The following is a 23,995-nucleotide window of genomic DNA, read 5'->3' as shown; positions in this document are numbered from 1 at the left end:
CCGGCAACGGCATTCGTAACAAGGCCGTTAAACTGTGCGGATGATTTTAGCTGTGCAACCCGCACGCGCGCGGGTGGTGGTGCCCGGTTCATGAACCTGCTGCCCACCCTCATGTCGAACCCGTCCGCCGCCCTGCTCTCGTCGGTGGCGGCCTTGTCGTACGCCGTGCTGGCCTGGGCCCACCAGAGAATGACACCGGCACAGGTGCGCGGCCTGCTGGCCACCGCATGGCTTCTTCACCTGGTGGTGCTGGTGCAGGGCTTGTTCACTCAACCCGTTCGATTTGGTTTTGCTCCGGCCATCTCCATCACCGCCTGGCTGGTGCTGACCGTCTACGTGGTGGAAAGCCGACTCTATCCACAATTGCGTGCGCGATGGACCCTGGCCGCCCTCGGTACCCTGGCGGTGCTGCTGGCCTTGATCTTCCCCGGTTCGCCTTACCCTGCCCTTCGTTCCGCCTGGCTGCCCCTGCACTGGGCCCTGGGCATCGCCTCCTATGGCCTGATTGCCGCCGCCGTGGTCCACGCCTGGCTGATGCAACGCGCGGAGGCCGCCATGCGTCAGGGCCACGCCACCGAGTCCACCATGCCCCTGCTGATGCTGGAGCGACTCACCTTCCGGTTCGTCGCAGCGGGTTTTGCCCTGCTGAGCGCCACCCTGCTCGCCGGGGGATGGTTCTCTGCCATGTTGCACCACGAATGGGTATGGGAGCACAAGACGGTGTTCTCCGTGCTGGCGTGGCTGACCATGGGTGTCTTGCTCCTGGGACGCTGGCGCCTGGGCTGGCGCGGGCGAACCGCCGTTCGGACCATCTACCTGGGCGCCGGTTTTCTGCTGCTGGGCTATGTCGGATCCCGCTTCGTGCTTGAAGTGGTGCTCCACCGCGCCTGAAACATCCCTTCCATGAAATACCTGCTCGTTCTGGCCGTGGTCCTGGTCGCCATCTACATCTGGCGGAACAACCGGCTCAAGGGCGACGATCCTCCAATCGCACAGCCGGAAAAACGATCGCGCAAGCTCGCGCCCCCCACCGTGATGGTCGCCTGCCTGCACTGCGGCACCCATCTCCCTGAGAGCGAAGCCGTCAAGGGTCGGCGCGGGGCCTATTGCTGCACCGAGCATCGCCAGTTAAGCGAAAGCAGTCAGGCATGACACCCTTGGGCCCAGGCTAGGATGAACAGCCCCCACGCTCACTTGGTTCGCTACCCCCCCGAGGGGGCGCGTCAATGCCTTCGGGCGGCCGGGCCTCACTGAAATGAAACGCCCCTGCGCCGCTTCGCGTCACCCCCTCAAGCGGGCGGCACTGGCCGTCCGGCAAAGCCGGTCCGGCGGTGTCCCTGAATGGGACCGTTTCATGCGTCGCGGGTCGCGCGCTGCACGGTGGAGCAACTGACATGGCACGGAACACCCATTCCCATTTCGCGCCGTCCTGGTTTTCGGTTTTCGAAACCGGCAGTTCGCATGGGCGCGAGCAGCAACTGAGGGCCTTCGTCCGGCTGTGGAGCGCGTTCATGCGCGCACGTGTCTTCATTGCTGGGGTGTTGCTGGCGCTGCAAGCGTTCGTGCTGCTCACCAAAGCAGGCGGCCCGGACTGGCTGGTGGCACTGTGTGCCGCGTACCTTTGCGCCACCCTGGCGGTGTTGCTCTGGTCACGGCCGATCGATCATGGCCAGGTGTTTCGTCTGCAATGGGTATTGACCATCGGTGTCGATATGGTGGTGTTTGCACTGCTGCAATACTTCCAGCAAGCCAGCCTCAACTACACGCCGCTGTTTGCCCTGCCGGTGCTGCTGGCATCCATCCTGGGGCCTTTGACGCTGGGCCTGGCCACCGCCGCCAGCGTGGCCTTGTACCTGCTCGGTGAAGCTTGGCTCAGCGCACCTTTGCTCAGCGAAGTTTCCACAGCGCGCTTTCTCCAGGCAGGCCTGACAGGCACCGGGTTCTTCCTTGTCGCGGTGCTGGCCAATCAGCTCGCCATCCGGCTGGCGAAGGAAGAGGCCCTGGCGCAAAGCAGCCAGGTGGCCGCCCGCAACCAGGCCGAGGTCAACGAACTGATCATCGAAAGCCTGACCGAGGGCGTGCTGGTGGCCGATCCGCATGGCGTCGTGCGCAGCGCCAATCCCGCCGCGCTGGCGATGCTGCTGGGCGAGGGACATTCCAGTGCCACGCGACTCCTGCTCTCCGTGAAAGAGAGCTGGGCGGGGTTGTCCCATCTGGTGAACGAGACCTTCGTGCTGGGTCAGCCGCTTCAATCGGAGATCACGCTTGACATCGACGAACTCACGACGCACCGACTGTATGCGCGCACACGACTCACTGTGCAGGGGGGCCGGGGCCGAGGCCTTTGCGTCGTGTTTCTTGAGGATCTGCGTGAGGTGGAAGCGCGCGTGCGAACCGAAAAGCTGGCGTCGATGGGCCGGATGTCGGCCGCGGTTGCACACGAGATCCGCAACCCGCTGTCGGCCATCACGCAGGCCAATGCCTTGCTCGACGAAGAGGTGCAAGGCCCGAGTCAGAAGAAGCTCACGCAGATGATCGAGCACAACGCCCAACGGCTTTCCCGCATCGTCGATGACATTCTCAATGTCGCACGGGCCCAGCCCAGTCAGATCGAAGGCCTGATCCCTTCGCTCCCGCTGGACGCCTCCATCCGCTACATCACACAGGAATGGTCGCGCCAGAACCCCTCGCGCGGCGTGCTGGGCGTGCATACCCACGCGCCGGCAGCCCACGTGGGCTTTGACCCCGAGCATCTGCGCAGGCTGTTGGTCAACCTGCTCGACAACGCGATGCGGCACGCCAGCGGCCAGCCCTCGTCGATCCGCGTCATTTCGCAACCCAGTGGCAACGACCGCGTGCGCCTGTCGGTCTGGAGCGACGGCGCACCGCTGGAGGCCGGGGTGCTCAAACATCTGTTCGAGCCTTTCTTCTCTTCAGAGAGCCGGTCCAGCGGACTGGGGCTCTACATCTGCCGCGAGCTCTGCGAGCGGTACGGTGCGCACATCGCCTACCAGCGCACGCGGCTCGACCAGCGCGATGGCAACGAGTTCTATGTGATCATAGCCGCCTCGAATGGACAGACCCGCCAACCTGTCCAACAGAACCTGGCCTATGCGCCGGGGGACTCCATTCCGTCCATGACAAGGCCCGGGCCGCTTCGCGGTGCCACCTGACAGGCCCACCCACCCTACCGCCCAGAATGACTGCGCCACCCATTGCTTCGGTCCTCGTTGTGGACGATGAGCCCGACCTTCGGACCCTCTACGAACTGACCCTGCTGCGCGAAGGTCATGAGGTGACTTCGGCGCCCGACCTGGAGCAGGCCCGAGAGTGGCTGGCGCAGAAGCACTTCGACGTGCTGATCACCGACATGCGCCTGCCCGACGGCCTGGGACTGGAGCTGTTGCGCGAGCTGGCAGCGTCTCAGCGCACCGAAAAGAGCATCGTCATCACGGCACATGGGTCTGCCGAGAATGCGGTGGAGGCACTGAAGCTCGGCGCCTTCGACTACCTGACGAAACCGGTGGATCTCAAGCAGTTGCGGGCCGCCGTGACCGCCGCCCTGCAAAGCCAGCGCCACCCGCCGGCCGCGATGCTCGATCGCACCGCAGCCGCCCGGCACCCGGACGACAGGCTGAATGCCCTGGCACTCTCGAGTTCGCCGCTGCCACCCGCAGGCGTGCGTTCTTTGCAGCGCATCGTCGGCAGCGCACCCAGCATCGTGCAGATCAAGTCGCGCATTGAAAAGGTGGCCACCAGCATGGCGCCCGTGCTCATCATGGGCGAGTCCGGCACCGGCAAGGAACTGGTGGCGCGCGCCGTGCACGAATGCAGCCACCGCGCAAGCGGCCCCTTTGTGGCGGTCAATTGCGGCGCCATCCCTGAAAACCTCATCGAAGCCGAGTTCTTTGGCGCACGCAAGGGCGCCTACACCGGCGCCACGCAAGACCGCGAGGGCTACTTTCAGGCCGCCAAAGGAGGCACACTTTTTCTCGATGAAATCGGCGACCTGCCCATCGCCATGCAGGCCAAGCTGCTGCGCGTCATTCAGGAGCGCCGCGTGCGTCCGCTGGGTGGCGTGCAGGAAAGCGCCGTGGATGTGCGTCTGGTGAGTGCGACCCATCGCGACCTCTCGGCACTGGTCCAGACCAGTCAGTTCCGACAGGATCTTTTCTACCGGCTGAACGTCATCGAGTTGCGCACGCCAGCCTTGCGTGAACGCCGCGAAGACTTGCCCGATCTGGCCCGTGCACTGATGAGGCGCATTTGCAAGGAGAGTGGACAACCAGCGCCCGAGCTGTCGGACCGTGCCCTGTCGTGGCTGCAAACAAGGGCCTTGCCCGGCAACGTGCGTGAACTGGAAAACCTGCTGCAGCGCGCCCTGGCGCTCAGCAGCGGCGATGCCATCGAACCCAGCGATTTTGGTGATCTTGAATCGGCCCCGCCCGATGTGCCGGCCGATACCGCGACACAAACCCTTTCGGCGCAACCCGCTTCTTCACCAGACACATCGCCGCCACCGGTCGACATCCCCAACGATCTGCAGACCTACCTGGACGAACAGGAGCGACAGGTGTTGCTCAAGGCTTTGAGAGAGTGCGACTACAACCGCACGGCGGCCGCTGCGCGCCTGGGTCTGAACCTGCGGCAGATGCGCTACCGCATCCAGCGCCTGGGACTCAACATCTCCGACGACAACGATGGTGCTTGAGACGCCGATCAGCGGGCGATGGCAAGGCGGCTGGCTTGAGGGCGTCCGCCACTGCCCTTCGCCCAACTTCGGTCCACGTCCCGCCCATGCGCTGATCGATCTGATCGTTGTGCATTCGATCAGCCTGCCGCCTGGCCAGTACGGCGGCCCCGAAGTGGAGCAGCTGTTCACCAACCAACTTGACTGGCAGGCCCACCCCTACTTTGAACAGATCCGGGGCGCCGAGGTATCGGCACATTTTTTCATTCGACGCGACGGCACACTGGTGCAGTTTGTCGATACCGATCAGCGCGCCTGGCATGCTGGTGCGTCCCACTGGTGCGGGCGCGACAACCGCAACGACGACTCGATCGGCGTCGAGCTCGAAGGGCTCGAAGGCGACATGTTCGAGGCACCTCAGTACGCTGCACTGACCGAGCTGTGCCAGGCCCTGGCCCAGCGCTACCCGATCGCCCACGTGGCAGGGCATGAACACATTGCCCCCGGCCGCAAATGCGACCCAGGGCCGGGCTTTGACTGGGCGCAACTCCAGCAGGGACTTGGCTGGCCCATCGGGTGTTTCCCTGATGTCACACTCGGCGGATCCGGCACACAGGGCTGAACGGAAAAGCCACACCACTTCTTTGACGCGGTCACCACGTCAACAACCGCGCGGTCTTTGAAGGCCTTTTGCGCTGAGAGCCGCAGTTCAGCAGGGCTTCAGTTGAGAAGTTCAAGCCCGTGAGGCGCCTGCGGCGGCTTGGGAAAATCGTCCCGTCGCTGGTCGAAGCCTGGTGCCCCCGCCGAAGAAAGGGAGACAGGGGACGAACGAACAAAAAAACCACCGAACACTACCGGTAGTGGCTTGAACCACACCCGCACACCAGATATAGTGTGCGCTGCGCCACGCCAGCCGAGTTGTTTTACACCACTTCGCATCCACCGCCGCACATTCCGCAGCTGGGCAGCGCACCGAACCGGACCAGGAACCGGCATGCCGCTACCGCTCGACCAGAACGGGCGCCCCAGCGCCCGGACACACAAAACAATCGAAAGAGGAACCATGCAGACCACATCATCTTCCACCACCCAGCCTTCCATCTCTGCCAGCCTGGCTGCACCGGTTTCACCCAAACCTTCAACGGGCTCGGCCAATGCCGCCTACAGCCATTACCAGATCATTCGCCGCAACGGCGCTGTGGTGTCCTTTGAACCCAGCAAGATCGCCGTGGCGCTGATGAAGGCTTTCCTGGCCGTGCATGGCACCCAGGGCGCGGCGTCTGCCAGCGTGCGCGAGACGGTCGACGCCCTCACCCAAACCGTGGTGAAGGCCCTGGTTCGTTCGCGTCCGGGCGGTGGCACCTTTCATATTGAAGATGTGCAAGACCACGTGGAACTCGGCCTGATGCGCAGCGGCCACCATGAAGTGGCCCGTGCCTACGTGCTGTACCGCGAGCGCCGCACGCAGGAGCGCGCCCACCAGGCGAAACCGGCCGTCGCAGAGGTGGAACTGCACGTGATCGATGGTGGCCAGCGCGTGCCGCTGGACCTGAACCGCCTTCAGCACCTGATCGAAGACGCCTGCAAGGGCCTGGGCAACGACGTCAAGGCAGACCCCATCGTCGCCGAAACCAAGCGCAACCTGTACGACGGCGTGCCGATCGAAGAGGTCTACAAGGCCTCGATCCTGGCCGCGCGCACGCTGATCGAAAAAGACCCCGACTACACCTACGCCACCGCGCGCCTGTTGCTGCACACCATCGTCAAGGAAGTGATCGGTGAAGAAGTGCCGTCCAGCGAAATGGGTGCGCGCTACGCCGAATACTTTCCGCAGTTCATCAAAAAAGGTGTGCAGAACGAACTGCTCGACGAGAAGCTGCAGCAGTTCGACCTGGCACGACTGGGCGCCGCACTCAAGCCCGAGCGCGACCTGCAGTTCGACTACCTCGGTCTGCAGACCCTGTACGACCGCTATTTCCTGCACGTGCGCAAGAGCCGCATCGAATTGCCACAGGCCTTCTTCATGCGCGTGGCCATGGGCCTGTCGCTCAATGAGATCGACCGCGAAGCCCGCGCCATCGAGTTCTACGAAGTGCTCTCCTCGTTCGACTTCATGTCGTCCACCCCCACGCTGTTCAACAGCGGCACGCTGCGCTCGCAGCTCTCCAGCTGCTACCTCACCACCGTGCCCGACGATCTCGACGGCATCTACGAGTCCATCAAGGAAAACGCGCTGCTGTCCAAATTCGCCGGCGGCCTGGGCAACGACTGGACCCGCGTGCGCGCGCTCGGCGCCCACATCAAGGGCACCAACGGCGAGTCGCAAGGCGTGGTGCCGTTCCTGAAGGTGGTCAACGACACCGCTGTGGCGGTGAACCAGGGCGGCAAGCGCAAGGGCGCGGTCTGCACCTACCTGGAAACCTGGCACCTCGACATCGAAGAGTTCCTGGAGCTGCGCAAGAACACTGGCGACGACCGCCGCCGCACGCACGACATGAACACGGCGAACTGGATCCCCGACCTGTTCATGAAGCGCGTGATGGAGAAGGGCGAGTGGAGCCTGTTCTCGCCCAACGACGTGCCCGACCTGCACGACCGCTTCGGTGCCGACTTCGAACGCGCCTACGTGGCCTATGAAGAAAGGGCCGCACGCGGCGAGATCAAGCCCTACCGCAAGGTGCCCGCCACCGACCTGTGGCGGAAGATGCTCTCGATGCTGTTCGAGACCGGCCACCCCTGGATCACGTTCAAGGACGCCTGCAACGTGCGCTCACCGCAGCAGCACGCGGGCGTGGTGCACAGCTCCAACCTCTGCACCGAAATCACGCTCAACACCAGCGACACCGAAACCGCCGTCTGCAACCTGGGCTCGATCAATCTGCTGCAGCACGTCAAGGACGGTGACATCGACCGCGAGAAGCTGCAGAAGACGATCACCACGGCGATGCGCATGCTCGACAACGTGATCGACATCAACTACTACGCGGTGAAGAAGGCGCGTGACTCCAACATGCGCCACCGTCCGGTGGGCCTGGGTGTGATGGGCTTCCAGGATGCACTCTACGAACTGCGCATTCCTTATGCTTCCAGCGAGGCGGTGGCCTTTGCCGACCGTTCCATGGAAGCCGTCTGCTACTACGCCTACTGGGCGTCGACCGAACTGGCGCGCGAGCGCGGCAAGTACGCCAGCTTCAAGGGCTCGTTGTGGGACCAGGGCATCCTGCCGCTGGACACCCTGCAGATGTTGAGCACCGAGCGCGGTGGCTATGTCGATGTGGACCGCTCCAGCACCATGGACTGGAATGCGCTGCGCGACAAGATCGCTGTCGACGGCATGCGCAACTCCAACTGCGTGGCCATCGCCCCCACCGCCACCATCTCCAACATCATCGGCGTGGACGCTTCCATCGAGCCCTGCTTCGGCAACCTCTCGGTCAAGTCCAACCTCTCCGGCGAGTTCACCGTGATCAACGGCTACCTCGTGAAAGACCTGAAGCGCCTCGGCCTTTGGGACGACGTGATGGTCATGGACCTCAAGCACTTCGACGGATCGCTGCGCCCCATCGACCGCGTACCGCAAGACGTGAAGGCGTTGTATGCCACCGCATTCGAAGTCGAACCGCTGTGGCTGGTGGAAGCCGCGGCGCGTCGTCAGAAGTGGATCGACCAGGCACAGAGCCTGAACATCTACATGGCGGGCGCATCGGGCAAGAAACTCGACGACACCTACAAACTCGCATGGTTGCGTGGCCTCAAGACCACCTACTACCTGCGCACCACCTCGGCCACACAGGCAGAGAAATCAACGGGCCGCACGGGTCAACTCAACGCAGTGGCAGTGGGCGGAAGCGATGCATCGATGCACGCACCTGAAGCGACCTATGCACCTGTTGAAGCTGCGACCGATGTGAAGTTCTGTGCGATTGACGATCCCGGATGTGAAGCCTGCCAGTGATTGCGCTGCGCATTGCGCGATGCTTTGCGGTGTCGAACATCGCGCATTCGATGCGACACCGCAACACAAAACCATCAATGAGTGCATGAGTCCTTTGCTTTTCATGCTGACACTTCGATAATCCGATGAATTGGACACCACTATGTTGACCTGGGACGAACAAGTCACTCCCTCCTCGAAGCCCGCCCCTCTTCCACTTGCATCTGCTGTGCCGGGTGTGCAAGCGTCACTGTCAGGTGCGGTCCCCTCCTCTTCCCCTTCCGAAGTCAAGGCCTCACCGGCTTCTGGCGCGCGTCGTGTCAACGCGGCCGACAAACGCATCATCAACGGCCAGACCGACGTCAACCAGCTGGTGCCGTTCAAGTACAAGTGGGCCTGGGAAAAATACCTCGCCACCTGCGCCAACCACTGGATGCCGCAGGAAGTGAACATGAGCCGGGACATTGCACTCTGGAAAGACCCGAACGGTCTGACCGAAGACGAGCGCCGCATCGTCAAACGCAACCTCGGCTTCTTCGTCACCGCCGACTCGCTGGCCGCCAACAACATCGTGCTGGGTACCTACCGCCACATCACCGCGCCCGAGTGCCGTCAATTTCTGTTGCGCCAGGCGTTCGAAGAAGCGATCCACACGCACGCGTACCAGTACATCGTGGAGTCGCTCGGTCTGGACGAGTCCGAGATCTTCAACGCCTACAACGAAGTCCAGTCGATCCGCGACAAGGACCAGTTCCTGATCCCCTTCATCGAAGCGATCATGGACCCGAACTTCCACACCGGCACGCCCGAGACCGACCAGCGCCTGCTCAAGAGCCTGATCGTTTTTGCCTGCCTGATGGAAGGCCTGTTCTTCTATGTGGGCTTCACGCAGATCCTGGCGCTGGGTCGCCAGAACAAGATGACCGGTGCCGCCGAGCAGTACCAGTACATCCTGCGCGATGAATCCATGCACTGCAACTTCGGCATCGACCTGATCAATGCGATCAAGATGGAGAACCCGTTGCTGTGGACGGCCGAGTTCAAGGCCGAGATCAAAGAACTGTTCCTCAAGGCCGTGGAGCTGGAATACCGCTATGCCGAAGACACCATGCCGCGCGGCGTGCTGGGCATGAACGCTTCCATGTTCAAGGGCTACCTGCGCTACATCGCCAACCGGCGCGCCACGCAGATTGGCCTCGAGCCCATGTTCCCCAACGAAGAAAATCCGTTCCCCTGGATGAGCGAGATGATCGACCTCAAGAAGGAACGCAATTTTTTCGAAACCCGTGTCATTGAGTACCAGACAGGCGGCGCCCTGTCCTGGGACTGAACCCCTTCCACCGGGGCTTAACGCAGTCACTCACCATCACATGTGTCTTCAACATTCAAAACCCTGCACTCGGCGCACTGGCGTCCGCGGCAGGGTTTTGTCACTGAATTCAGCGCCTTGGCGTCGTTCGTGGATGCATCCACTGGACCCCAGGGCTTTGAATCATTTCGTGGGCGAACGTGCTCATGAAGTGCTCTTTGCAACTTGATCAAGGAGAAAATAATGGCAACTGCGAAAAAAGCCCCGGCCAAAAAGGCCGTCGTGAAGAAAGCCGCACCGGCTAAGAAAGCTGCACCAGCGAAGAAAGCTGCACCGGCTAAGAAGGCTGCACCAGCGAAGAAAGCTGCACCGGCTAAGAAGGCTGCACCAGCGAAGAAAGCCGCACCGGCTAAGAAGGCTGCACCAGCGAAGAAAGCCGCACCGGCTAAGAAGGCCGCACCGGCTAAGAAGGCTGCACCGGCGAAGAAAGCCGCACCGGCTAAGAAGGCTGCACCAGCGAAGAAAGCTGCACCAGCGAAGAAGGCCGCACCGGCTAAGAAGGCCGCACCGGCTAAGAAGGCTGCACCAGCGAAGAAGGCTGCACCTGCCAAGAAAGCTGCGCCCGCCAAGAAGGCCGCACCTGTGAAAAAGGCAGCCCCAGCAAAAAAAGCTGAGCCGGCCAAGAAGCCGGCAGCCCCTGCGGCCCCTCCAGCACAAACGAAGCTGAACCCTCAGGCTGCCTGGCCGTTTCCTACGTCCAGCAAGCCCTGAAGATCTTCATCTGAAGTGCAATGGCCCGGCGCGCAAGCGTCGGGCTTTTTTTGTTTATAGGCTGTAGTTCTGGCCACCCCTGCTGGCGATCTTCAGCGCCCCCATGCGGTTGCCCAGTTCAACGCACTGCTGCATCGACCAGCCCTGTTCAATGCCGTGCAGCAGCGCCGCACGGAACGCGTCGCCGCAACCCGTGGGGTCGAGCACCGCGGTCGCCTTCACCCCTGGCACCAGCGTTTTCTGACCATCCGCCCAGACTTCGCAACCCTGTTCGCCCAGCGTGACCACAAGTCCCCGAACCTGTTCGGCAATGCCCTCCAGACTGAGTCCGGTGCGATCGGTCAGCATCTTGGCTTCGTAGTCGTTCACCGTGACCCAGCTCGCCAGCTCAATGAAACCCCGCAGCTCTTCGCCATTGAACATGGGCAGGCCCTGGCCTGGATCAAACACAAAAGGAATGCCCGCATCGTGCAACTGCCTGGAATGAACCAGCATCGCGTCGCGGCCATCCGGTGCGACGATGGCCACGGCAATGTCGGTGCGGGATGGCACCGGGTTCAGGTGCGCGCTGGACATTGCCCCGGGATGAAAGGCGGTGATCTGATTGTTGTCGAGATCGGTCATGATCATCGCTTGCGCGGTGTAGCTGTCTTCCACGCGCTGCACATGGGCCGTGTCGACGCCCAGCCCCGCCAGCCGCTCCAGATAGTCTTGCCCGTCGCTGCCCATGGCTGCCAAGGGCACCGCCTGCGCGCCGAGCTGGCGAAGACCATAGGCGATGTTGCCGGCACAACCACCGAATTCGCGACGCAAACCGGGCACCAGAAAGGACACATTGAGGATGTGCAACTGGCTGGGCAGTATCTGTTCGGCAAAGCGCCCTTCATAGGTCATGATGGTGTCGAACGCGAGAGAGCCGCAAACAAGAATGGCCATGAGGAATTCCAGATTCAGGGATAAAAAACCAGTGCGCGGTAGCCCGCCATTGGCAACGAATCGCCAACGGCGATGGACAGGCGCAGGCTGACGGACAAGGAACTGCCTGCGGCCAGCAATTCGGGTACCGCCGGCAAATCTTTCGGCAGAAACACCCGGCGAGAAATGACGTTGTCGCCAGCGTCGGTCAGACTCAGTTCCAGCGCCGGCGTGGCCACGCTGATGGGCGCGGTGTTCTTGAGCACCAGATCAAAGGAATAGAAGTTGCCCAGCCGCCGAACCAGCGCCGTACTATCGATCACGATCGCATCGATGCGTTGGACCGGTGCCAGCGTGCAACCCAGTGCGCTACACAAGGCCTGGAAGGTGGGCTGCAGTCCTGGCTTCCAGGCCACCAGGCGGTTGCGTTCAAACAAGGCCCACTGCGCTACCAGCAGGCTGGCCAGCAACAACACCGAACCGGCGAGCAGGGCACGCATGCCGGGTGTTTGCCAATAGGCACGACGCCGTGCCTGCAGGATGAACTCCGGTTCCGCAGGCGGCGGTGGCTCCACCTCTTCTTTTTCTTTTTCTTTTTCTGCTTCGCCCACCACTGCCGCAGGCGGCACAGGGGTTTTTGACACCGCGGGCGACAGAACCGGCTCGCCGCCGTCGGTTGAAGGCGACTGCGAAGGAGCAGGTGAAGGCGGTGCAGCAGGCGGCGCTTCTTGCCCCTTGGCTTTCACCATGGAGCGTTTCAACCTGAAGTCAGGTTGCGCAGCTTCTGATTTCGGCTCTTCGCCGCTTGCCTTGGCGGCAAAGCGCTGCAGCTCCGTCAAAAAATCGGCTTCTCCCGCCTCCGGGTTGTCCTGCACAGCACCCGATGAAACTGGGGGATCACTCGGTCCCACCATGGTGGACGTCGGCCCACGCCTGGGTGGCGAACCGGGCACCCTTCTGGGCGCTGCGCCTGCGGAGGGCGGCGGCATCTGTTCAGAGGTTTTGGCGGTTCCCCCCTCCAGGGGCGCTGGCATGGTGACATCAAATGGGTCGCCGCCACCGGCAGGCGACTTGATCGGGTCATCCGCACGAAGGCCGTTTGCTGGCGGTCTTGCCGCCGGCGGGTCGATCGGTGATCGGCGCTGGATCAGCCCTGCCTTCGAGGGCGTGGCATCACCCGAAACACCTGTGGCAACGCCGACCTGGGTCCGCTGCTCTCGCCGGATGAATCGATCCGTTCTCAGCGTTGAGGGCGCTTCGGGCAATTCCACATCCACGCCCGTACCATCCGTGGCAGACGGTGCACTGGGCGGCGTGGCCGGCGGTGGGGGTGGCGCGGAAACGGGCGGTCGAGCGAGGTCCGGCGCGCTGGCGGGAGGCACCCAGGTTTCGAGGTGCAAGGTGGCGTCAAAGACATCGGCGCAGTGGCCACAACGCACCCAGCCATCGGAAATCTTGAGTTGGTCAGGGACGACCCGGAACATCGTTCCGCAAGCAGGACAGCGAGTGGTGTAACTCATGCTCCGATTATTGCAGCCGGCTGCGGCCTGACCAGGTCAACCGGGGCAGCCACTGCTTTCAGCGTTTGGCTGCGGTCATGAGGATCCAGCCCTCTTCCTCGTCACTGACTTCAAGCGCCACCCAAGGCGCGTACGCGTCGCGCAGCTCATCGGCCTGGCGAGCAAGAATGCCGGCCAGCACAAGCTGACCGCCCCCCTCAGCCACATGGGCACAGAGCAAGGGGGCCAGCACTTTGAGCGGGGTGGCCAGAATGTTGGCCAGTACCAGATCAAACACGCCATGGGCCAGGTCCGGCAGACCCGCTTGCAGTGTCACATGGTTGGCGGCTGCATTGAGTCGGGTGGCTTCCACGGCAGCCGGATCGATGTCAACCGCCACGATGTCACTTGCACCAAACTTGGCGGCACCGATGGCCAGAATGCCAGAGCCACAGCCGTAGTCCAGCACACGGCGCGCGGTCTGGTCGCGTTGCGCGGTCCAGCGCAGGCACATGCGGGTGGTGGGGTGCGTTCCCGTCCCAAACGCCAGCCCTGGATCGAGGCGAATCACTTGCTGCGCCGCGGCCGGAGGTTCATGCCAGCTCGGCACGATCCAGAACGTGGGCGTGATTTCAACCGGTTCAAACTGGGATTGCGTCAGACGCACCCAGTCCTGTTCGGCGACGCTTTGCACGCCCAGCGTCTGGCAACCGACAAAGAAGTCCTGCAGGGCCAACAGTCGGGCGGCATCGCGGGCCGCCGCTTCCTCGGAGAACAAGGCAACCACGCGGGATCGTTGCCAACCGTCCTTGGGTGGCGGCATGCCCGGCTCTCCGAACAAGGCCGACTCTGCGGGCGTCAGGGCATCTGCGTCTTCGACCGATACGCTGAGCGCGTCGAGCGCGTCCAGTGCATCGCTGACAGACTCGACCGCCGATTCCGGGACCAGCAAAACCAGTTCAAACAGGGACGCCATGAATCAAGCTCGAGGAAGATGTCAAATCAGGCGAGCTGCCATTCCAGCTGGCAAAGCGCCACGGGCACGTCACCAGACATCTCAGCGATCACGCTGAGACAACCACTCTTCCAAATAATGGATGTTGGTTCCGCCGGTCACGAAATTGGCGTCCACCATCAATTCCCTGTGCAGGGGAATGTTGGTCTTGATGCCTTCGATCACGGTTTCCGCCAACGCGGTGCGCATGCGCGCCAGGGCCTGCTCCCGGGTGTCGCCGTGCACGATGATCTTGCCGATCATGGAGTCGTAGTTCGGCGGCACGAAGTAGTTGGTGTAGGCATGCGAATCCACACGCACGCCCGGACCGCCCGGTGCATGCCAGGTGGTGATGCGACCCGGTGAAGGCGTGAACTTGTACGCGTCCTCGGCATTGATCCGGCATTCAATGGCATGGCCACGCAGCTGGATCTGACGCTGGGTGAACGGCAGCTTCTCGCCCGCGGCCACGGCGATCTGCGTGCGCACGATGTCCACGCCGGAAATCCACTCGGTGACGGGGTGCTCCACCTGGACGCGCGTGTTCATCTCGATGAAATAGAACTCGCCGTTCTCGTAGAGGAATTCGAAAGTGCCCGCTCCCCGGTAGCCGATCTTCTTGCAGGCCGTGGCGCAACGGTCACCGATCTTCTCGATCAGGCGGCGCGGAATGCCGGGTGCGGGTGCTTCTTCGATGACCTTCTGGTGACGCCGCTGCATGGAGCAGTCGCGCTCGCCCAGGTACACCGCGTTGCGGTGCGTGTCGGCCAGGATCTGGATCTCGATGTGGCGAGGGTTCTGGAGAAACTTCTCCATGTACACCTCGGGGTTGCCGAACGCAGCACCGGCCTCGGCCTTGGTGGTCTGCACGGCGTGCAACAGCGCGGCTTCGGTGTGCACCACGCGCATGCCGCGCCCACCGCCGCCGCCAGCGGCCTTGATGATCACCGGGTAGCCCACCGCTTTGGCGGTGCGCTTGATCACCACGGGATCGTCCGGCAGGGCGCCTTCGGAGCCGGGCACACAGGGCACGCCGGCGCGGATCATGGCCTGCTTGGCCGAAACCTTGTCGCCCATCAGGCGAATGGACTCAGGGGTGGGTCCGATGAAGGTGAACCCGCTGCGCTCCACCCGCTCGGCAAAGTCGGCGTTTTCAGACAGGAAGCCGTAGCCCGGGTGAATGGCTTCGGCATCGGTCACCTCGGCCGCCGAGATGATGGCAGGCATGTTGAGGTAGCTGTGCGTGCTCGATGCCGGACCAATGCAGACCGCCTCGTCGGCCAGACGCACGTACTTGGCATCACGGTCGGCTTCGGAATACACCATCACCGCCTTGATGCCCATTTCCCGGCAGGCACGCTGCACCCTCAAGGCGATTTCGCCACGGTTGGCGATCAGGATTTTCTTGAACATGGGCTCCCAGCCGGTTATTCGATCACGTAAAGAGGCTGGCCGTATTCGACAGCTTGCCCGTTTTCCACCAGGATCTGGGTCACGGTGCCAGACTTGTCGGCCTCGATTTCGTTGAGGATCTTCATCGCTTCAACAATGCAGATGGTCTCGCCTTCCTTGATCGAATCGCCGATTTCGACAAACGGCTTGGCACCGGGGCTGGAAGCGCGGTAAAAGGTACCCACCATGGGCGACTTGACGGTGTGGCCCTGCGGCTGGACAGGGGGTGCCGCCACTTCAACAGCGGGTGCCGCCGGCACGGGTGCGCTGGGTGCTGTGGCTGGGGCAGGCGCCATGGTGTAGGTCACGGGGGCCGCGGCACTGGCAGGCGGACTCTTCACAATCCTGACCTTGCCTTCGGCTTCGGTAATCTCAAGCTCGGACACGTTCGATTCCGACACCAGATCGATCAGGGTCTTGAGTTTTCTTAAATCCATGGTATCTCCAACGAAAATCGCTCAAGTCGACTTAAGTTCTCCTATTTACCAACGGAAAAACCTGCCAACCCGAAAAAGGTGTCGCAGTGTACACGATGACACAATGATCGGCACCATCTGAATCGACCGGGCGTCGGACGACGCCCTCCAAGGCAAAGCTCAATATTTCAGCACTTTTCGCCCGGTTTCACCGACTTTCACAGCAAGTTGATGAAAAACTGGCATCTGGGCACAAAGCCCTGGCTCACATCAGTTGCGCCCACAGCTTCAGGTCCGCCTGCGACACCTGACCGATCTTGCGATGGGCAACCTGCCCCGCTTCATCAAACACCACGGTAAAAGGCAGGCCGCCCGTCAGGTTGCCCAGCGAACGGCTGAGTTCCGTGCCCGCGAACCCGGCCATGCCGACGGGGAAACTCAGCGGCAGCTGTTGAAGGAATTTGCGCACCGCGCCGGCTTGGTCCACCGCCAGACCAAGCACCTGCCAGCCCTTGGCCGCCTGATTGGCATGGAAGGCATTCAGCAGCGGCAGTTCCTCCACACAGGGCGGACACCACGTGGCCCAGAAATTCACGAGCAGGGGGCGACCACGCCAATCCGCCAGCCGCACAGTCTCGCCCGAAGGCCCATCGAACTGGGCACCCCAGAACGCCACCTCAGCATCTGACGCCACCGCCGCTGGATGGAACCGCCACCAGGCCACACCTGCGCCCGCGCCCAGCGCCCCTACCCCCACCGCTGCGGTCAACAAGTATCTGCGTCGCAGGCTCATGGGACCATCCTCGCCAAGCGGTCCAACCTTGGAGTGCTCTGGAGCTGCGCTCATGCTTCGACCTCACCCGACGGCGTGGCCAACAGGCTGCGCACCGCCGCAGCGTCACCACGCGGTTTTCTGCCTTCCGTATCGGGGCGCAACGCACCGCGCAGGTCATCAAGATCGTGCACCATCAGATGCACCAGCACCCACTGCGCCAATGCGTCGCACCGGGTGCGCAAAGTGAGCGCCTGCACCGGTTCACCGCTTCGGCCGGTGGCCATGCCCGGGTGGTAGTCCACCCGATGGTCAAGCAGCGCCCATTCGGCCTCCTTGGGGTCGTCGCAAAAAAGGTGCAGGTGGATGTCGCTGTGGCGTGTCGCCCAGCCATGCCAGGCCGCCCCCGACAAGTGGGGGCGAAAACGGGACAACCGATCCATCCAAACCAAGGCGGTTTCGCGCAATGCCCGCAGTTCTTCGGCCTGTGATTCCGAGCAGAACACGGCAATGTACTCGCGCACGGCCGCCTCCATGCTCGCGTTGTCGGGCATGGCCGTGCGCACGCCCAAGCCCATCTGCTTGATCGCCCGGCGTTTGGCCGCCGCAAAGTCCAGCCCTTCTTCCACCACCATGCGCGCGGCCACGGCTGCAATTTCTTCGAGGGGATCTGCTCGATGAATGTTCATGGGTCCATTGTGCCCGCTGATGGATTCAGGACGTGCCGATCCGACCACAGGCCCTATTGAAGGCGCGCCCTAGAATCTCGCCCATGCATATACATATCCTGGGCATTTGCGGCACTTTCATGGGCGGCCTGGCCGCTCTGGCGCGGGAGGCCGGGCATCGCGTCACTGGCTGTGACAGCGCGGTCTACCCCCCCATGAGTGACCAGCTTCAGGCCCTGGGCATCGATCTGATGGAAGGCTATGGCGCCGATCAACTGGCCCTGCAGCCTGACATGTACGTGGTGGGCAATGTGGTCAGCAGAGCCCGTCTGCCAGACGGTACGCCGAAATTCCCCTTGATGGAAGCCATTCTGGAGAGCGGAGCACCTTACACCAGCGGGCCACAGTGGCTGGCAGACCACGTGCTGCAGGGCAGGCACGTGCTGGCGGTGGCCGGCACGCATGGCAAGACCACCACCACAGCCATGTTGACATGGATACTGGAATGTGCCGGACTTGAGCCGGGCTTTCTCGTGGGTGGCGTGCCACTGAATTTCGGCGTATCGGCCAGGCTGGGGGATGTGGCCCCCACGCTCCCCGCTACGCGTGGTTCGCTGCCCCCCGAGGGGGCTGTTTCGCCTTGGGGCGGCCCGGCGGCGAAACGTGCCTCCATGCCGCTGTTCGTGATCGAGGCAGACGAATACGACACGGCCTTCTTCGACAAACGCAGCAAATTTGTCCACTACCGGCCGCGAACCGCCATCCTGAACAACCTAGAGTTCGATCATGCAGACATCTTCGACGATCTGACGGCAATCGAACGGCAATTCCACCACTTGGTGCGCACTGTGCCAGGCTCCGGGATGCTGGTGGTGAACGGGCTGGAGGAAAGCCTGGACCGCGTGCTGCACATGGGCCACTGGAGCAGGGTTCACACCTTCGGCTCCACCGTCAGCGACTTCACGGCCCAGGGCGAACCGCATGCTTTTGACGTGCTGCTCCGGGGAAAGAAAGTGGCCCGGGTGGAGTGGGGCCTCACTGGCGTGCACAACCAGCTCAATGCGCTGGCCGCCATCGCGGCAGCCAGTCATGTGGGCGTGGCACCAGACGCTGCGGCCCTTGCCTTGCACCGATTCGAGAACGTGCGCCGTCGCATGGAAGTGCGCGGCTCAGTGGTCTGCCCAGGTGGTGGTGCCATCACCGTCTATGACGACTTCGCCCACCACCCCACCGCCATCAGGACGACCCTGGATGGTCTGCGCCGCCACCTGGGAGAAAGCCAGGCCGGCGGTGGCCGCATCCTTGCCGTGTTCGAGCCGCGCAGCAACACCATGAAACTGGGCACCATCAAGTCGCAGTTGCCGTGGAGCCTGGAACAGGCCGATCTGGCCTTCTGTCATGCGGGGGGGCTCGACTGGAACGCCGCCGACACCCTGCTTCCCTTGGGAAGTCGTGCTCAAGTGGCTTCAGACATTCCCACCCTGGTGAGCCAGATTGTCGCCTCGGCCCAGCCGGGCGATCACATCGTCTGCATGAGCAACGGCGGGTTTGGCGGCGTGCACCAATTGCTGCTGAATGCGCTGGCGAAGAAGACCTGACCCAGACAGTTCCACTCTGGGCTCTGCCTGATCACCCTTCAACAGGCTCAGGAAGGACCAATGGCGTCGCCCCATCGAGCGGGAGCCAAAACACCGCGGGGAGATCCCAAAGCCCTTCCGAAGCGTAGTGCTCCCGTCCAGAGATACCGTCGGGCCGGCTTTGCCGGACGACTGGTATCGCCCCCTTCAGGGGGTAGCGCGAAGCGCTGCGGGGGTGTCTCTAGTCAGTACGCCAGCGCCTGTGCTTTCACGTCCACCGTGACCGCTGGCTTGCCCAGTGCGGCACTTGCCGCGCGGGCAAACGCCATGGCCCAGGCCCGATGCGCCATGTCACGGAACCGTTCTTCCCCGGCGGCCTGCGCCACACACAGAATCTTGTCAGCCGTGAGCACTTTGCCGGTCGGCCGAATGGGATCGCAACCAAAGAAGTTGAATTGATCGTCGAGCCAGGTGCGCGCCAGCTCATGGGGCATCGGCTGCACCTCATCCAGATCGAAACGGTAGGTGGCGGGCTCGCCCCAGGTCACTGTGAATTGACTTCGCATGCTGATGCTCCTCGAAAAAGTGCCTTGGCGTTCGACCACCTGCTCATGGATTGTGACGCCGGTCGGGCCCCATGCCAATCCTGGACCCACAGACCATGCACAGCCACCCTGCAGGCCGGATGGCAATCGTGTCGCGCTACCCCGATGCGACGCTGATCAGGCTGAACGTCACCCTAATACGGCATCTTCAGGTACCGATGCTCGTTCGGACCTGGCGCCACCGCGCGCAGAGGCGAATGTCTCGTGTCCTTCAATATGCTGGACAAAGCGGCCATCTCCGAAATTTCCGGACGCGAGTGCGCCACGGTTTCGGGAGAGCTCTTGTCAAAATGCAGCGCCACCAGAGCCCGCCGCGCTGTGAGCTCGGCACGACGCGCACTCTCCGGATCGGTGGTCAGCCCGCCACCGTAGTAGAGGGCGGTGGCGCATTGCTCGATCTCCACATCCTTCACATCCATGCGAGCCCGCATCTCCTCCAGGGTGCCGGGCCTGACCATCAGCTCACGCATGAAGCGAAGGTGAGATTCTTCAAACCACCGGGCCGGTACACGGGGAACCCGACGCAGGTAGATCGTGCGTTCGCGATAGCGCGCTGGCAGCACCTGGCGCACCGTGCGCACGGCAAACGTCCACAACACCCGGTGCAGCGACAAGCGCATGAATGAAGGAGGAATGTCATGCGAGGGGGTCGCGGCCGCCACCCAACGCACCATGTCCAGGTCGATCGGTCTGGCGGGCGTGTGGAGACCCACCAGACCTCGATCCATGTCGATCACCGCGATCAGTTTTTCTTCCTGCAGGAGGTGCACAACGCCTCTGGGAAACTCGCGCATGCGCTCGACCAGCAGCGCGCCCAAGGCGAACTGGGTACGCAGCGGGCGCAGCCAGGCTTCGAACCGCTGCAACCGCTGGCGCACACTGCCTTCATCGGAAGCATCAAAAAACTCGGCGGACGCAAAGCCTTCGGGCAACGGGGTGGAAAAGGCCAGCGGCCGGTCAACTTCAGCCCGATTCAGGGTGAACTGCTGCCCAGACTCGTGAGCGTGATTGATCACCAGAGCGTCTCTCCCCAGCACCTCCACCGACTGGCCACAGATCATCCATGCATCGGCGCTGTGCGGATCGCACACGGACCACAGCGGCCAGCCTGGCTGATGCTGCGCTATCCAGCGCTTCATGCGCTCAATATCTGCCCCGGAGAAGCCAAGCAATCCGAGCCGAAGTACCGGCTGTTCCACATCCACTCCAAAAAACGATAGCCTATTGACGCACAAGCTCTCAGCGTCCTGGAAGGACACAGAGCACGCCTCAGGATAACGACTTCAACCGGTTCCCAACACACATTTCGACACATCCGATCCATTGATCGTGAAATTCCGCACGTTCATGCAGCGCGACAAACCGTCCCCATTTCATCCCTTGTTCTGCCGGGCAGTCTGCACCGATTTTGAGAGCACGTCGAGCGCTTGCAATGAGTCTTCCCAGCCCAGGCAGGCGTCGGTGATGCTCTGCCCATAGGTCAGCTTGGCCATATCGTCCTTGCCGGGCGTGAACTTCTGCGCCCCTGCCTCGATGTGGCTTTCAATCATCACGCCGAACACGCTGCGTGACCCTGCAGCGATCTGCCCGGCGATGTCGCGCGCCACCTCCAACTGCTTCTCGTGCTGCTTGCTGCTGTTGGCATGGCTGCAGTCCACCATCAGGCGGGTGGGCAACTTGGCCGCTTCCAGTTCCTTGACCGACGCAGCCACGCTCGCCGCATCGTAATTGGGCGATTTGCCCCCGCGCAAGATCACGTGGCAGTCTTTGTTGCCACTGGTCTGGACGATGGCCACCTGACCATTCTTGTGCACCGACAGGAAATGGTGCCCGCGCGCAGCCGCCTGAATCGCGTCGGTGGCGATTTTGATGTTGCCATCGGTGCCATTCTTGAAGCCGATCGGTGCCGACAGGCCCGAGGCCAGCTCACGGTGAACCTGGCTTTCGGTGGTGCGGGCGCCAATGGCTCCCCAGGAGATCAGGTCACCGATGTACTGGGGCGAGATCACGTCCAGGAACTCACTGCCGGCAGGCAAGCCCTGACGGTTGATCTCGATCAGCAACTGGCGTGCGATGCGCAGACCCTCGTCAATGCGGAAACTCTCATCGAGGTAGGGGTCGTTGATCAGCCCTTTCCAGCCGACGGTGGTCCGGGGCTTTTCAAAGTACACCCGCATGACGATTTCCAGCGTGTCGGCGTACTTGTCGCGCAGCGGTTTCAGGCGGCGCGCGTAGTCGAGGGCTGCAGCGGGATCGTGAATGGAGCACGGGCCGATCACCACCAGAAGGCGATCGTCCTTGCCATGGAGCATGTCGTGAATGCGGCGCCGGGTCCGGCTGATCAGGCCTTCCACCGGGGTACCGCCAATCGGGAAGAAGCGGATCAAATGTTCGGGAGGGGGCAGCACGGTGATGTCCTTGATGCGTTCGTCGTCGGTCTGGCTGGTTTTGTCGACTGGACGGGCATGCCAGGCATCGCTGCTGACGGGGGCATTTTTTGCGGTCATCAATGGGCTCCTGAGGTCGGTTGGGCTGAAAAACAGGTGGCGAAAAAAAACCGCCGGGCTTGGTGCTCCGGCGGTTTGATCGAGATTCGGTGATGCGCTTACAGCCTCGCCTCTCGTCCGCCGGGGACTGAGAACCAAAAGTAAAAGGCAAAAAAGGCGAAACGCGAAGTCATGGGGTCGAAATGTAGCACAGGCAGGCACAAGCTCCGCAGAACCGGCTTGCAAGGCCTGCCTCCGGCGCGAGGTGCCTCATTCCAGAGATACCGTGGAACCGGCTATGCCGGGCCACTGGTGTCGCCCCCTTGAGGGGGTGACGCGCTGCAAGCGCGGCGCGGGGGTGGGCCACAGGTTATGCGGTTCCGCCCACAGTAAGCCCGTCGATGCGCAAGGTTGGCTGACCCACGCCCACCGGCACGCTTTGACCTTCTTTGCCGCAGGTGCCCACGCCGCTGTCCAGGCGCATGTCGTTGCCGATCATGCTCACGCGGGTGAGCGAATCAGGCCCGTTGCCCACCAGCGTGGCTCCCTTGACCGGGTACTGGATCTGACCGTTTTCTACCCAATAAGCCTGACTGGCGGAGAACACGAACTTGCCGGAGGTGATGTCCACCTGTCCACCGCCGAAGTTGGTGGCATAAAGGCCTTTCTTGATGCTGGCCACGATTTCTTCGGGGGCCTTGTCACCGCCGAGCATGTAGGTGTTGGTCATGCGAGGCATGGGCACATGGGCATAGCTCTCGCGGCGGCCGTTGCCGGTGGGCTTCACACCCATCAGGCGCGCGTTCATGGCGTCCTGGATATAGCCCCGCAGAATGCCATCCTCGATCAGCACATTCTTCTGCGAGGTGTGACCTTCGTCGTCCACATTGAGCGAACCGCGTCGGTCGGCGATGGTGCCGTCGTCGAGCACGGTCACGCCCTTGGCGGCCACGCGCTGGCCGATGCGGCCTGCAAAAGCGCTGGAACCCTTGCGATTGAAGTCGCCTTCCAGGCCATGCCCCACGGCCTCATGCAACAGAATGCCCGGCCAGCCGGAACCCAGCACCACCACCATTTCCCCGGCCGGCGCAGGGCGCGCATCAAGGTTGGTGAGCGCATTGGCCACGGCTTCGTCCACATAGGACTGCACCATGGCATCGTCAAAATAGTCCAGCCCGAAGCGACCACCGCCACCCGAGGAGCCGACTTCGCGGCGCCCCTTTTGTTCGGCGATCACCGTGACCGACAGGCGGATCAGCGGGCGCACGTCGGCGGCCAGGGTGCCGTCGGCCCGGGCCACCAGCACCACATCGTGCTCGGCTGCCAGGCCGGCCATGACCTGCACAACGCGGGGATCCTTCGCCTTGGCCAGGCGCTCGACTTTCTCCAGCAGCGCGACCTTGGCGGTGCTGTCCATGGTGCCGATCGGGTCCAGGCCGGGGTAAAGCGAGCGCGATTTCGACACCTTGACCGCAGGCACGCGCACCTTGCGACCCTGGCCCTGAGCAGAGATGGTGCGCACGGTGTGCGCCGCATCAATCAGGGAATCCCAGGACAGGTCGTCGGAATAGGCAAAAGCGGTCTTTTCGCCGCTGACCGCACGCACGCCCACGCCCTGGTCGATGCTGAAGCTGCCGGTCTTGACGATGCCCTCCTCCAGGCTCCAGCCCTCGCTGCGGGTGGTCTGGAAATAGAGGTCGGCGTCATCCACCCCGTGAGACATGATCTCCCCCAGCGCTCGCTGCAGGTGAGAGGGCGTCAGGCCAAACGGATCCAGCAGGGCGCTCTGGGCGGTGGCAAGGCGGGCAAGGGTGGGTTCGCGTGAAATCATGCGCCCATTGTAAGAAGGACCTGCTGTGCGCATCGCAAACATGGTTTTGTCGATGGCGCCTCGCAAGGTCACTCTC

At 62.8% G+C, this 23,995-nt stretch carries 20 protein-coding genes; 9 read left to right on the top strand and 11 right to left on the bottom strand.

The window, feature by feature from the left end; translation table 11 throughout:
* Positions 1 to 90 precede the first annotated feature (90 nt).
* From J2W49_RS10875 to J2W49_RS10840, 8 genes are all read left to right on the top strand, one after another.
* The gene (locus J2W49_RS10875; RefSeq protein ID WP_310315555.1) at positions 91 to 891 is read left to right on the top strand and encodes a cytochrome C assembly family protein; all 801 of its coding nucleotides are present in this window, start codon (positions 91 to 93) and stop codon (positions 889 to 891) included.
* A gap of 12 nt (positions 892 to 903) precedes the next feature.
* Complete coding sequence (locus J2W49_RS10870; RefSeq protein WP_310315553.1) at positions 904 to 1,152, top strand: PP0621 family protein; 249 nt, start codon at positions 904 to 906, stop codon at positions 1,150 to 1,152.
* 242 nt (positions 1,153 to 1,394) lie between these two features.
* A complete protein-coding gene (locus J2W49_RS10865) occupies positions 1,395 to 3,173 on the top strand; it encodes a sensor histidine kinase (protein WP_310315551.1) in 1,779 nt (592 codons plus the stop codon).
* 26 nt (positions 3,174 to 3,199) lie between these two features.
* Entirely contained in the window at positions 3,200 to 4,711 is a 1,512-nt protein-coding gene (locus J2W49_RS10860) for a sigma-54-dependent transcriptional regulator (protein WP_310315549.1), read from the top strand.
* Complete coding sequence (gene ampD / locus J2W49_RS10855; protein WP_310315547.1) at positions 4,701 to 5,312, top strand: 1,6-anhydro-N-acetylmuramyl-L-alanine amidase AmpD; 612 nt, start codon at positions 4,701 to 4,703, stop codon at positions 5,310 to 5,312. The genes J2W49_RS10860 and ampD overlap by 11 nt, the downstream gene beginning before the upstream one ends.
* Before the next feature lie 441 nt (positions 5,313 to 5,753).
* Positions 5,754 to 8,645: a ribonucleoside-diphosphate reductase subunit alpha gene (locus J2W49_RS10850; protein ID WP_310315545.1), complete on the top strand. Its 2,892-nt coding sequence runs from the start codon at positions 5,754 to 5,756 to the stop codon at positions 8,643 to 8,645.
* A 142-nt stretch (positions 8,646 to 8,787) separates the two neighbouring features.
* Positions 8,788 to 9,954 (top strand): ribonucleotide-diphosphate reductase subunit beta, encoded by a 1,167-nt coding sequence (locus J2W49_RS10845; protein WP_310315543.1) that lies wholly within the window; start codon positions 8,788 to 8,790, stop codon positions 9,952 to 9,954.
* A gap of 222 nt (positions 9,955 to 10,176) precedes the next feature.
* Positions 10,177 to 10,704 carry a histone gene (locus tag J2W49_RS10840; protein WP_310316302.1) on the top strand — a complete coding sequence of 176 codons (528 nt, stop codon included), beginning with the start codon at positions 10,177 to 10,179 and terminating at the stop codon, positions 10,702 to 10,704.
* A 54-nt stretch (positions 10,705 to 10,758) separates the two neighbouring features.
* On the opposite strand, the gene J2W49_RS10835 is transcribed toward J2W49_RS10840, so the two are convergent.
* The 7 genes from J2W49_RS10835 to J2W49_RS10805 all read right to left on the bottom strand — a co-directional run bounded on the left by J2W49_RS10835 (position 10,759) and on the right by J2W49_RS10805 (position 17,441).
* Positions 10,759 to 11,640, bottom strand: coding sequence for a carbohydrate kinase family protein (locus J2W49_RS10835; RefSeq protein WP_310315542.1), 882 nt, complete (start codon positions 11,638 to 11,640; stop codon positions 10,759 to 10,761).
* Between the two features lie 14 nt (positions 11,641 to 11,654).
* The gene (locus J2W49_RS10830; RefSeq protein ID WP_310315541.1) at positions 11,655 to 12,533 is read right to left on the bottom strand and encodes a DUF3426 domain-containing protein; all 879 of its coding nucleotides are present in this window, start codon (positions 12,531 to 12,533) and stop codon (positions 11,655 to 11,657) included.
* 664 nt (positions 12,534 to 13,197) lie between these two features.
* Positions 13,198 to 14,085, bottom strand: a complete 888-nt coding sequence (gene prmA / locus J2W49_RS10825; protein WP_310316299.1) for a 50S ribosomal protein L11 methyltransferase — start codon at positions 14,083 to 14,085, stop codon at positions 13,198 to 13,200.
* A gap of 90 nt (positions 14,086 to 14,175) precedes the next feature.
* A complete protein-coding gene (accC, locus tag J2W49_RS10820; protein ID WP_310315539.1) occupies positions 14,176 to 15,525 on the bottom strand; it encodes an acetyl-CoA carboxylase biotin carboxylase subunit in 1,350 nt (449 codons plus the stop codon).
* Positions 15,526 to 15,539: 14 nt separating this feature from the next.
* Entirely contained in the window at positions 15,540 to 16,001 is a 462-nt protein-coding gene (accB, locus tag J2W49_RS10815) for an acetyl-CoA carboxylase biotin carboxyl carrier protein (protein WP_310315537.1), read from the bottom strand.
* Between the two features lie 244 nt (positions 16,002 to 16,245).
* Positions 16,246 to 16,773 (bottom strand): TlpA disulfide reductase family protein, encoded by a 528-nt coding sequence (locus J2W49_RS10810; RefSeq protein ID WP_310315535.1) that lies wholly within the window; start codon positions 16,771 to 16,773, stop codon positions 16,246 to 16,248.
* Positions 16,774 to 16,823: 50 nt separating this feature from the next.
* Positions 16,824 to 17,441, bottom strand: a complete 618-nt coding sequence (locus J2W49_RS10805; RefSeq protein ID WP_310315534.1) for a hypothetical protein — start codon at positions 17,439 to 17,441, stop codon at positions 16,824 to 16,826.
* A gap of 83 nt (positions 17,442 to 17,524) precedes the next feature.
* On the opposite strand from J2W49_RS10805, the gene mpl reads away from it, so the two are divergent.
* A complete protein-coding gene (gene mpl / locus J2W49_RS10800) occupies positions 17,525 to 19,018 on the top strand; it encodes a UDP-N-acetylmuramate:L-alanyl-gamma-D-glutamyl-meso-diaminopimelate ligase (RefSeq protein WP_310315533.1) in 1,494 nt (497 codons plus the stop codon).
* A gap of 224 nt (positions 19,019 to 19,242) precedes the next feature.
* Here mpl and J2W49_RS10795 read toward each other — a convergent pair whose 3' ends face one another.
* The 4 genes from J2W49_RS10795 to tldD form a co-directional block, all read right to left on the bottom strand.
* Positions 19,243 to 19,563: a hypothetical protein gene (locus J2W49_RS10795; protein ID WP_310315531.1), complete on the bottom strand. Its 321-nt coding sequence runs from the start codon at positions 19,561 to 19,563 to the stop codon at positions 19,243 to 19,245.
* Between the two features lie 173 nt (positions 19,564 to 19,736).
* Positions 19,737 to 20,741 carry a hypothetical protein gene (locus J2W49_RS10790; RefSeq protein WP_310315529.1) on the bottom strand — a complete coding sequence of 335 codons (1,005 nt, stop codon included), beginning with the start codon at positions 20,739 to 20,741 and terminating at the stop codon, positions 19,737 to 19,739.
* Between the two features lie 234 nt (positions 20,742 to 20,975).
* A complete protein-coding gene (locus J2W49_RS10785) occupies positions 20,976 to 22,109 on the bottom strand; it encodes a 3-deoxy-7-phosphoheptulonate synthase (RefSeq protein ID WP_310315527.1) in 1,134 nt (377 codons plus the stop codon).
* A gap of 349 nt (positions 22,110 to 22,458) precedes the next feature.
* Complete coding sequence (gene tldD / locus J2W49_RS10780; RefSeq protein WP_310315525.1) at positions 22,459 to 23,919, bottom strand: metalloprotease TldD; 1,461 nt, start codon at positions 23,917 to 23,919, stop codon at positions 22,459 to 22,461.
* Positions 23,920 to 23,995 lie beyond the last annotated feature (76 nt).

It is taken from the genome of Hydrogenophaga palleronii, from assembly GCF_031457455.1.
Lineage (GTDB): Bacteria > Pseudomonadota > Gammaproteobacteria > Burkholderiales > Burkholderiaceae_C > Hydrogenophaga > Hydrogenophaga palleronii_A.
Note: the sequence above shows the minus strand (reverse complement) of the source record. Positions and strands in the feature narration are given on the sequence as shown.

Excerpts from the sequence above, each read along its gene's own strand:
- J2W49_RS10875 (WP_310315555.1), top strand. The coding sequence starts at position 91 with ATGAACCTGCTGCCCACCCTCATGTCGAACCCGTCCGCCGCCCTGCTC.
- J2W49_RS10870 (WP_310315553.1), top strand. The coding sequence starts at position 904 with ATGAAATACCTGCTCGTTCTGGCCGTGGTCCTGGTCGCCATCTACATC.
- J2W49_RS10865 (WP_310315551.1), top strand. The coding sequence starts at position 1,395 with ATGGCACGGAACACCCATTCCCATTTCGCGCCGTCCTGGTTTTCGGTT.
- J2W49_RS10860 (WP_310315549.1), top strand. The coding sequence starts at position 3,200 with ATGACTGCGCCACCCATTGCTTCGGTCCTCGTTGTGGACGATGAGCCC.
- ampD (WP_310315547.1), top strand. The coding sequence starts at position 4,701 with ATGGTGCTTGAGACGCCGATCAGCGGGCGATGGCAAGGCGGCTGGCTT.
- J2W49_RS10850 (WP_310315545.1), top strand. The coding sequence starts at position 5,754 with ATGCAGACCACATCATCTTCCACCACCCAGCCTTCCATCTCTGCCAGC.
- J2W49_RS10845 (WP_310315543.1), top strand. The coding sequence starts at position 8,788 with ATGTTGACCTGGGACGAACAAGTCACTCCCTCCTCGAAGCCCGCCCCT.
- J2W49_RS10840 (WP_310316302.1), top strand. The coding sequence starts at position 10,177 with ATGGCAACTGCGAAAAAAGCCCCGGCCAAAAAGGCCGTCGTGAAGAAA.
- J2W49_RS10835 (WP_310315542.1), bottom strand. The coding sequence starts at position 11,640 with ATGGCCATTCTTGTTTGCGGCTCTCTCGCGTTCGACACCATCATGACC.
- J2W49_RS10830 (WP_310315541.1), bottom strand. The coding sequence starts at position 12,533 with ATGGTGGGACCGAGTGATCCCCCAGTTTCATCGGGTGCTGTGCAGGAC.
- accC (WP_310315539.1), bottom strand. The coding sequence starts at position 15,525 with ATGTTCAAGAAAATCCTGATCGCCAACCGTGGCGAAATCGCCTTGAGG.
- accB (WP_310315537.1), bottom strand. The coding sequence starts at position 16,001 with ATGGATTTAAGAAAACTCAAGACCCTGATCGATCTGGTGTCGGAATCG.
- J2W49_RS10810 (WP_310315535.1), bottom strand. The coding sequence starts at position 16,773 with ATGAGCCTGCGACGCAGATACTTGTTGACCGCAGCGGTGGGGGTAGGG.
- J2W49_RS10805 (WP_310315534.1), bottom strand. The coding sequence starts at position 17,441 with ATGAACATTCATCGAGCAGATCCCCTCGAAGAAATTGCAGCCGTGGCC.
- mpl (WP_310315533.1), top strand. The coding sequence starts at position 17,525 with ATGCATATACATATCCTGGGCATTTGCGGCACTTTCATGGGCGGCCTG.
- J2W49_RS10795 (WP_310315531.1), bottom strand. The coding sequence starts at position 19,563 with ATGCGAAGTCAATTCACAGTGACCTGGGGCGAGCCCGCCACCTACCGT.
- J2W49_RS10790 (WP_310315529.1), bottom strand. The coding sequence starts at position 20,741 with ATGAAGCGCTGGATAGCGCAGCATCAGCCAGGCTGGCCGCTGTGGTCC.
- J2W49_RS10785 (WP_310315527.1), bottom strand. The coding sequence starts at position 22,109 with ATGACCGCAAAAAATGCCCCCGTCAGCAGCGATGCCTGGCATGCCCGT.
- tldD (WP_310315525.1), bottom strand. The coding sequence starts at position 23,919 with ATGATTTCACGCGAACCCACCCTTGCCCGCCTTGCCACCGCCCAGAGC.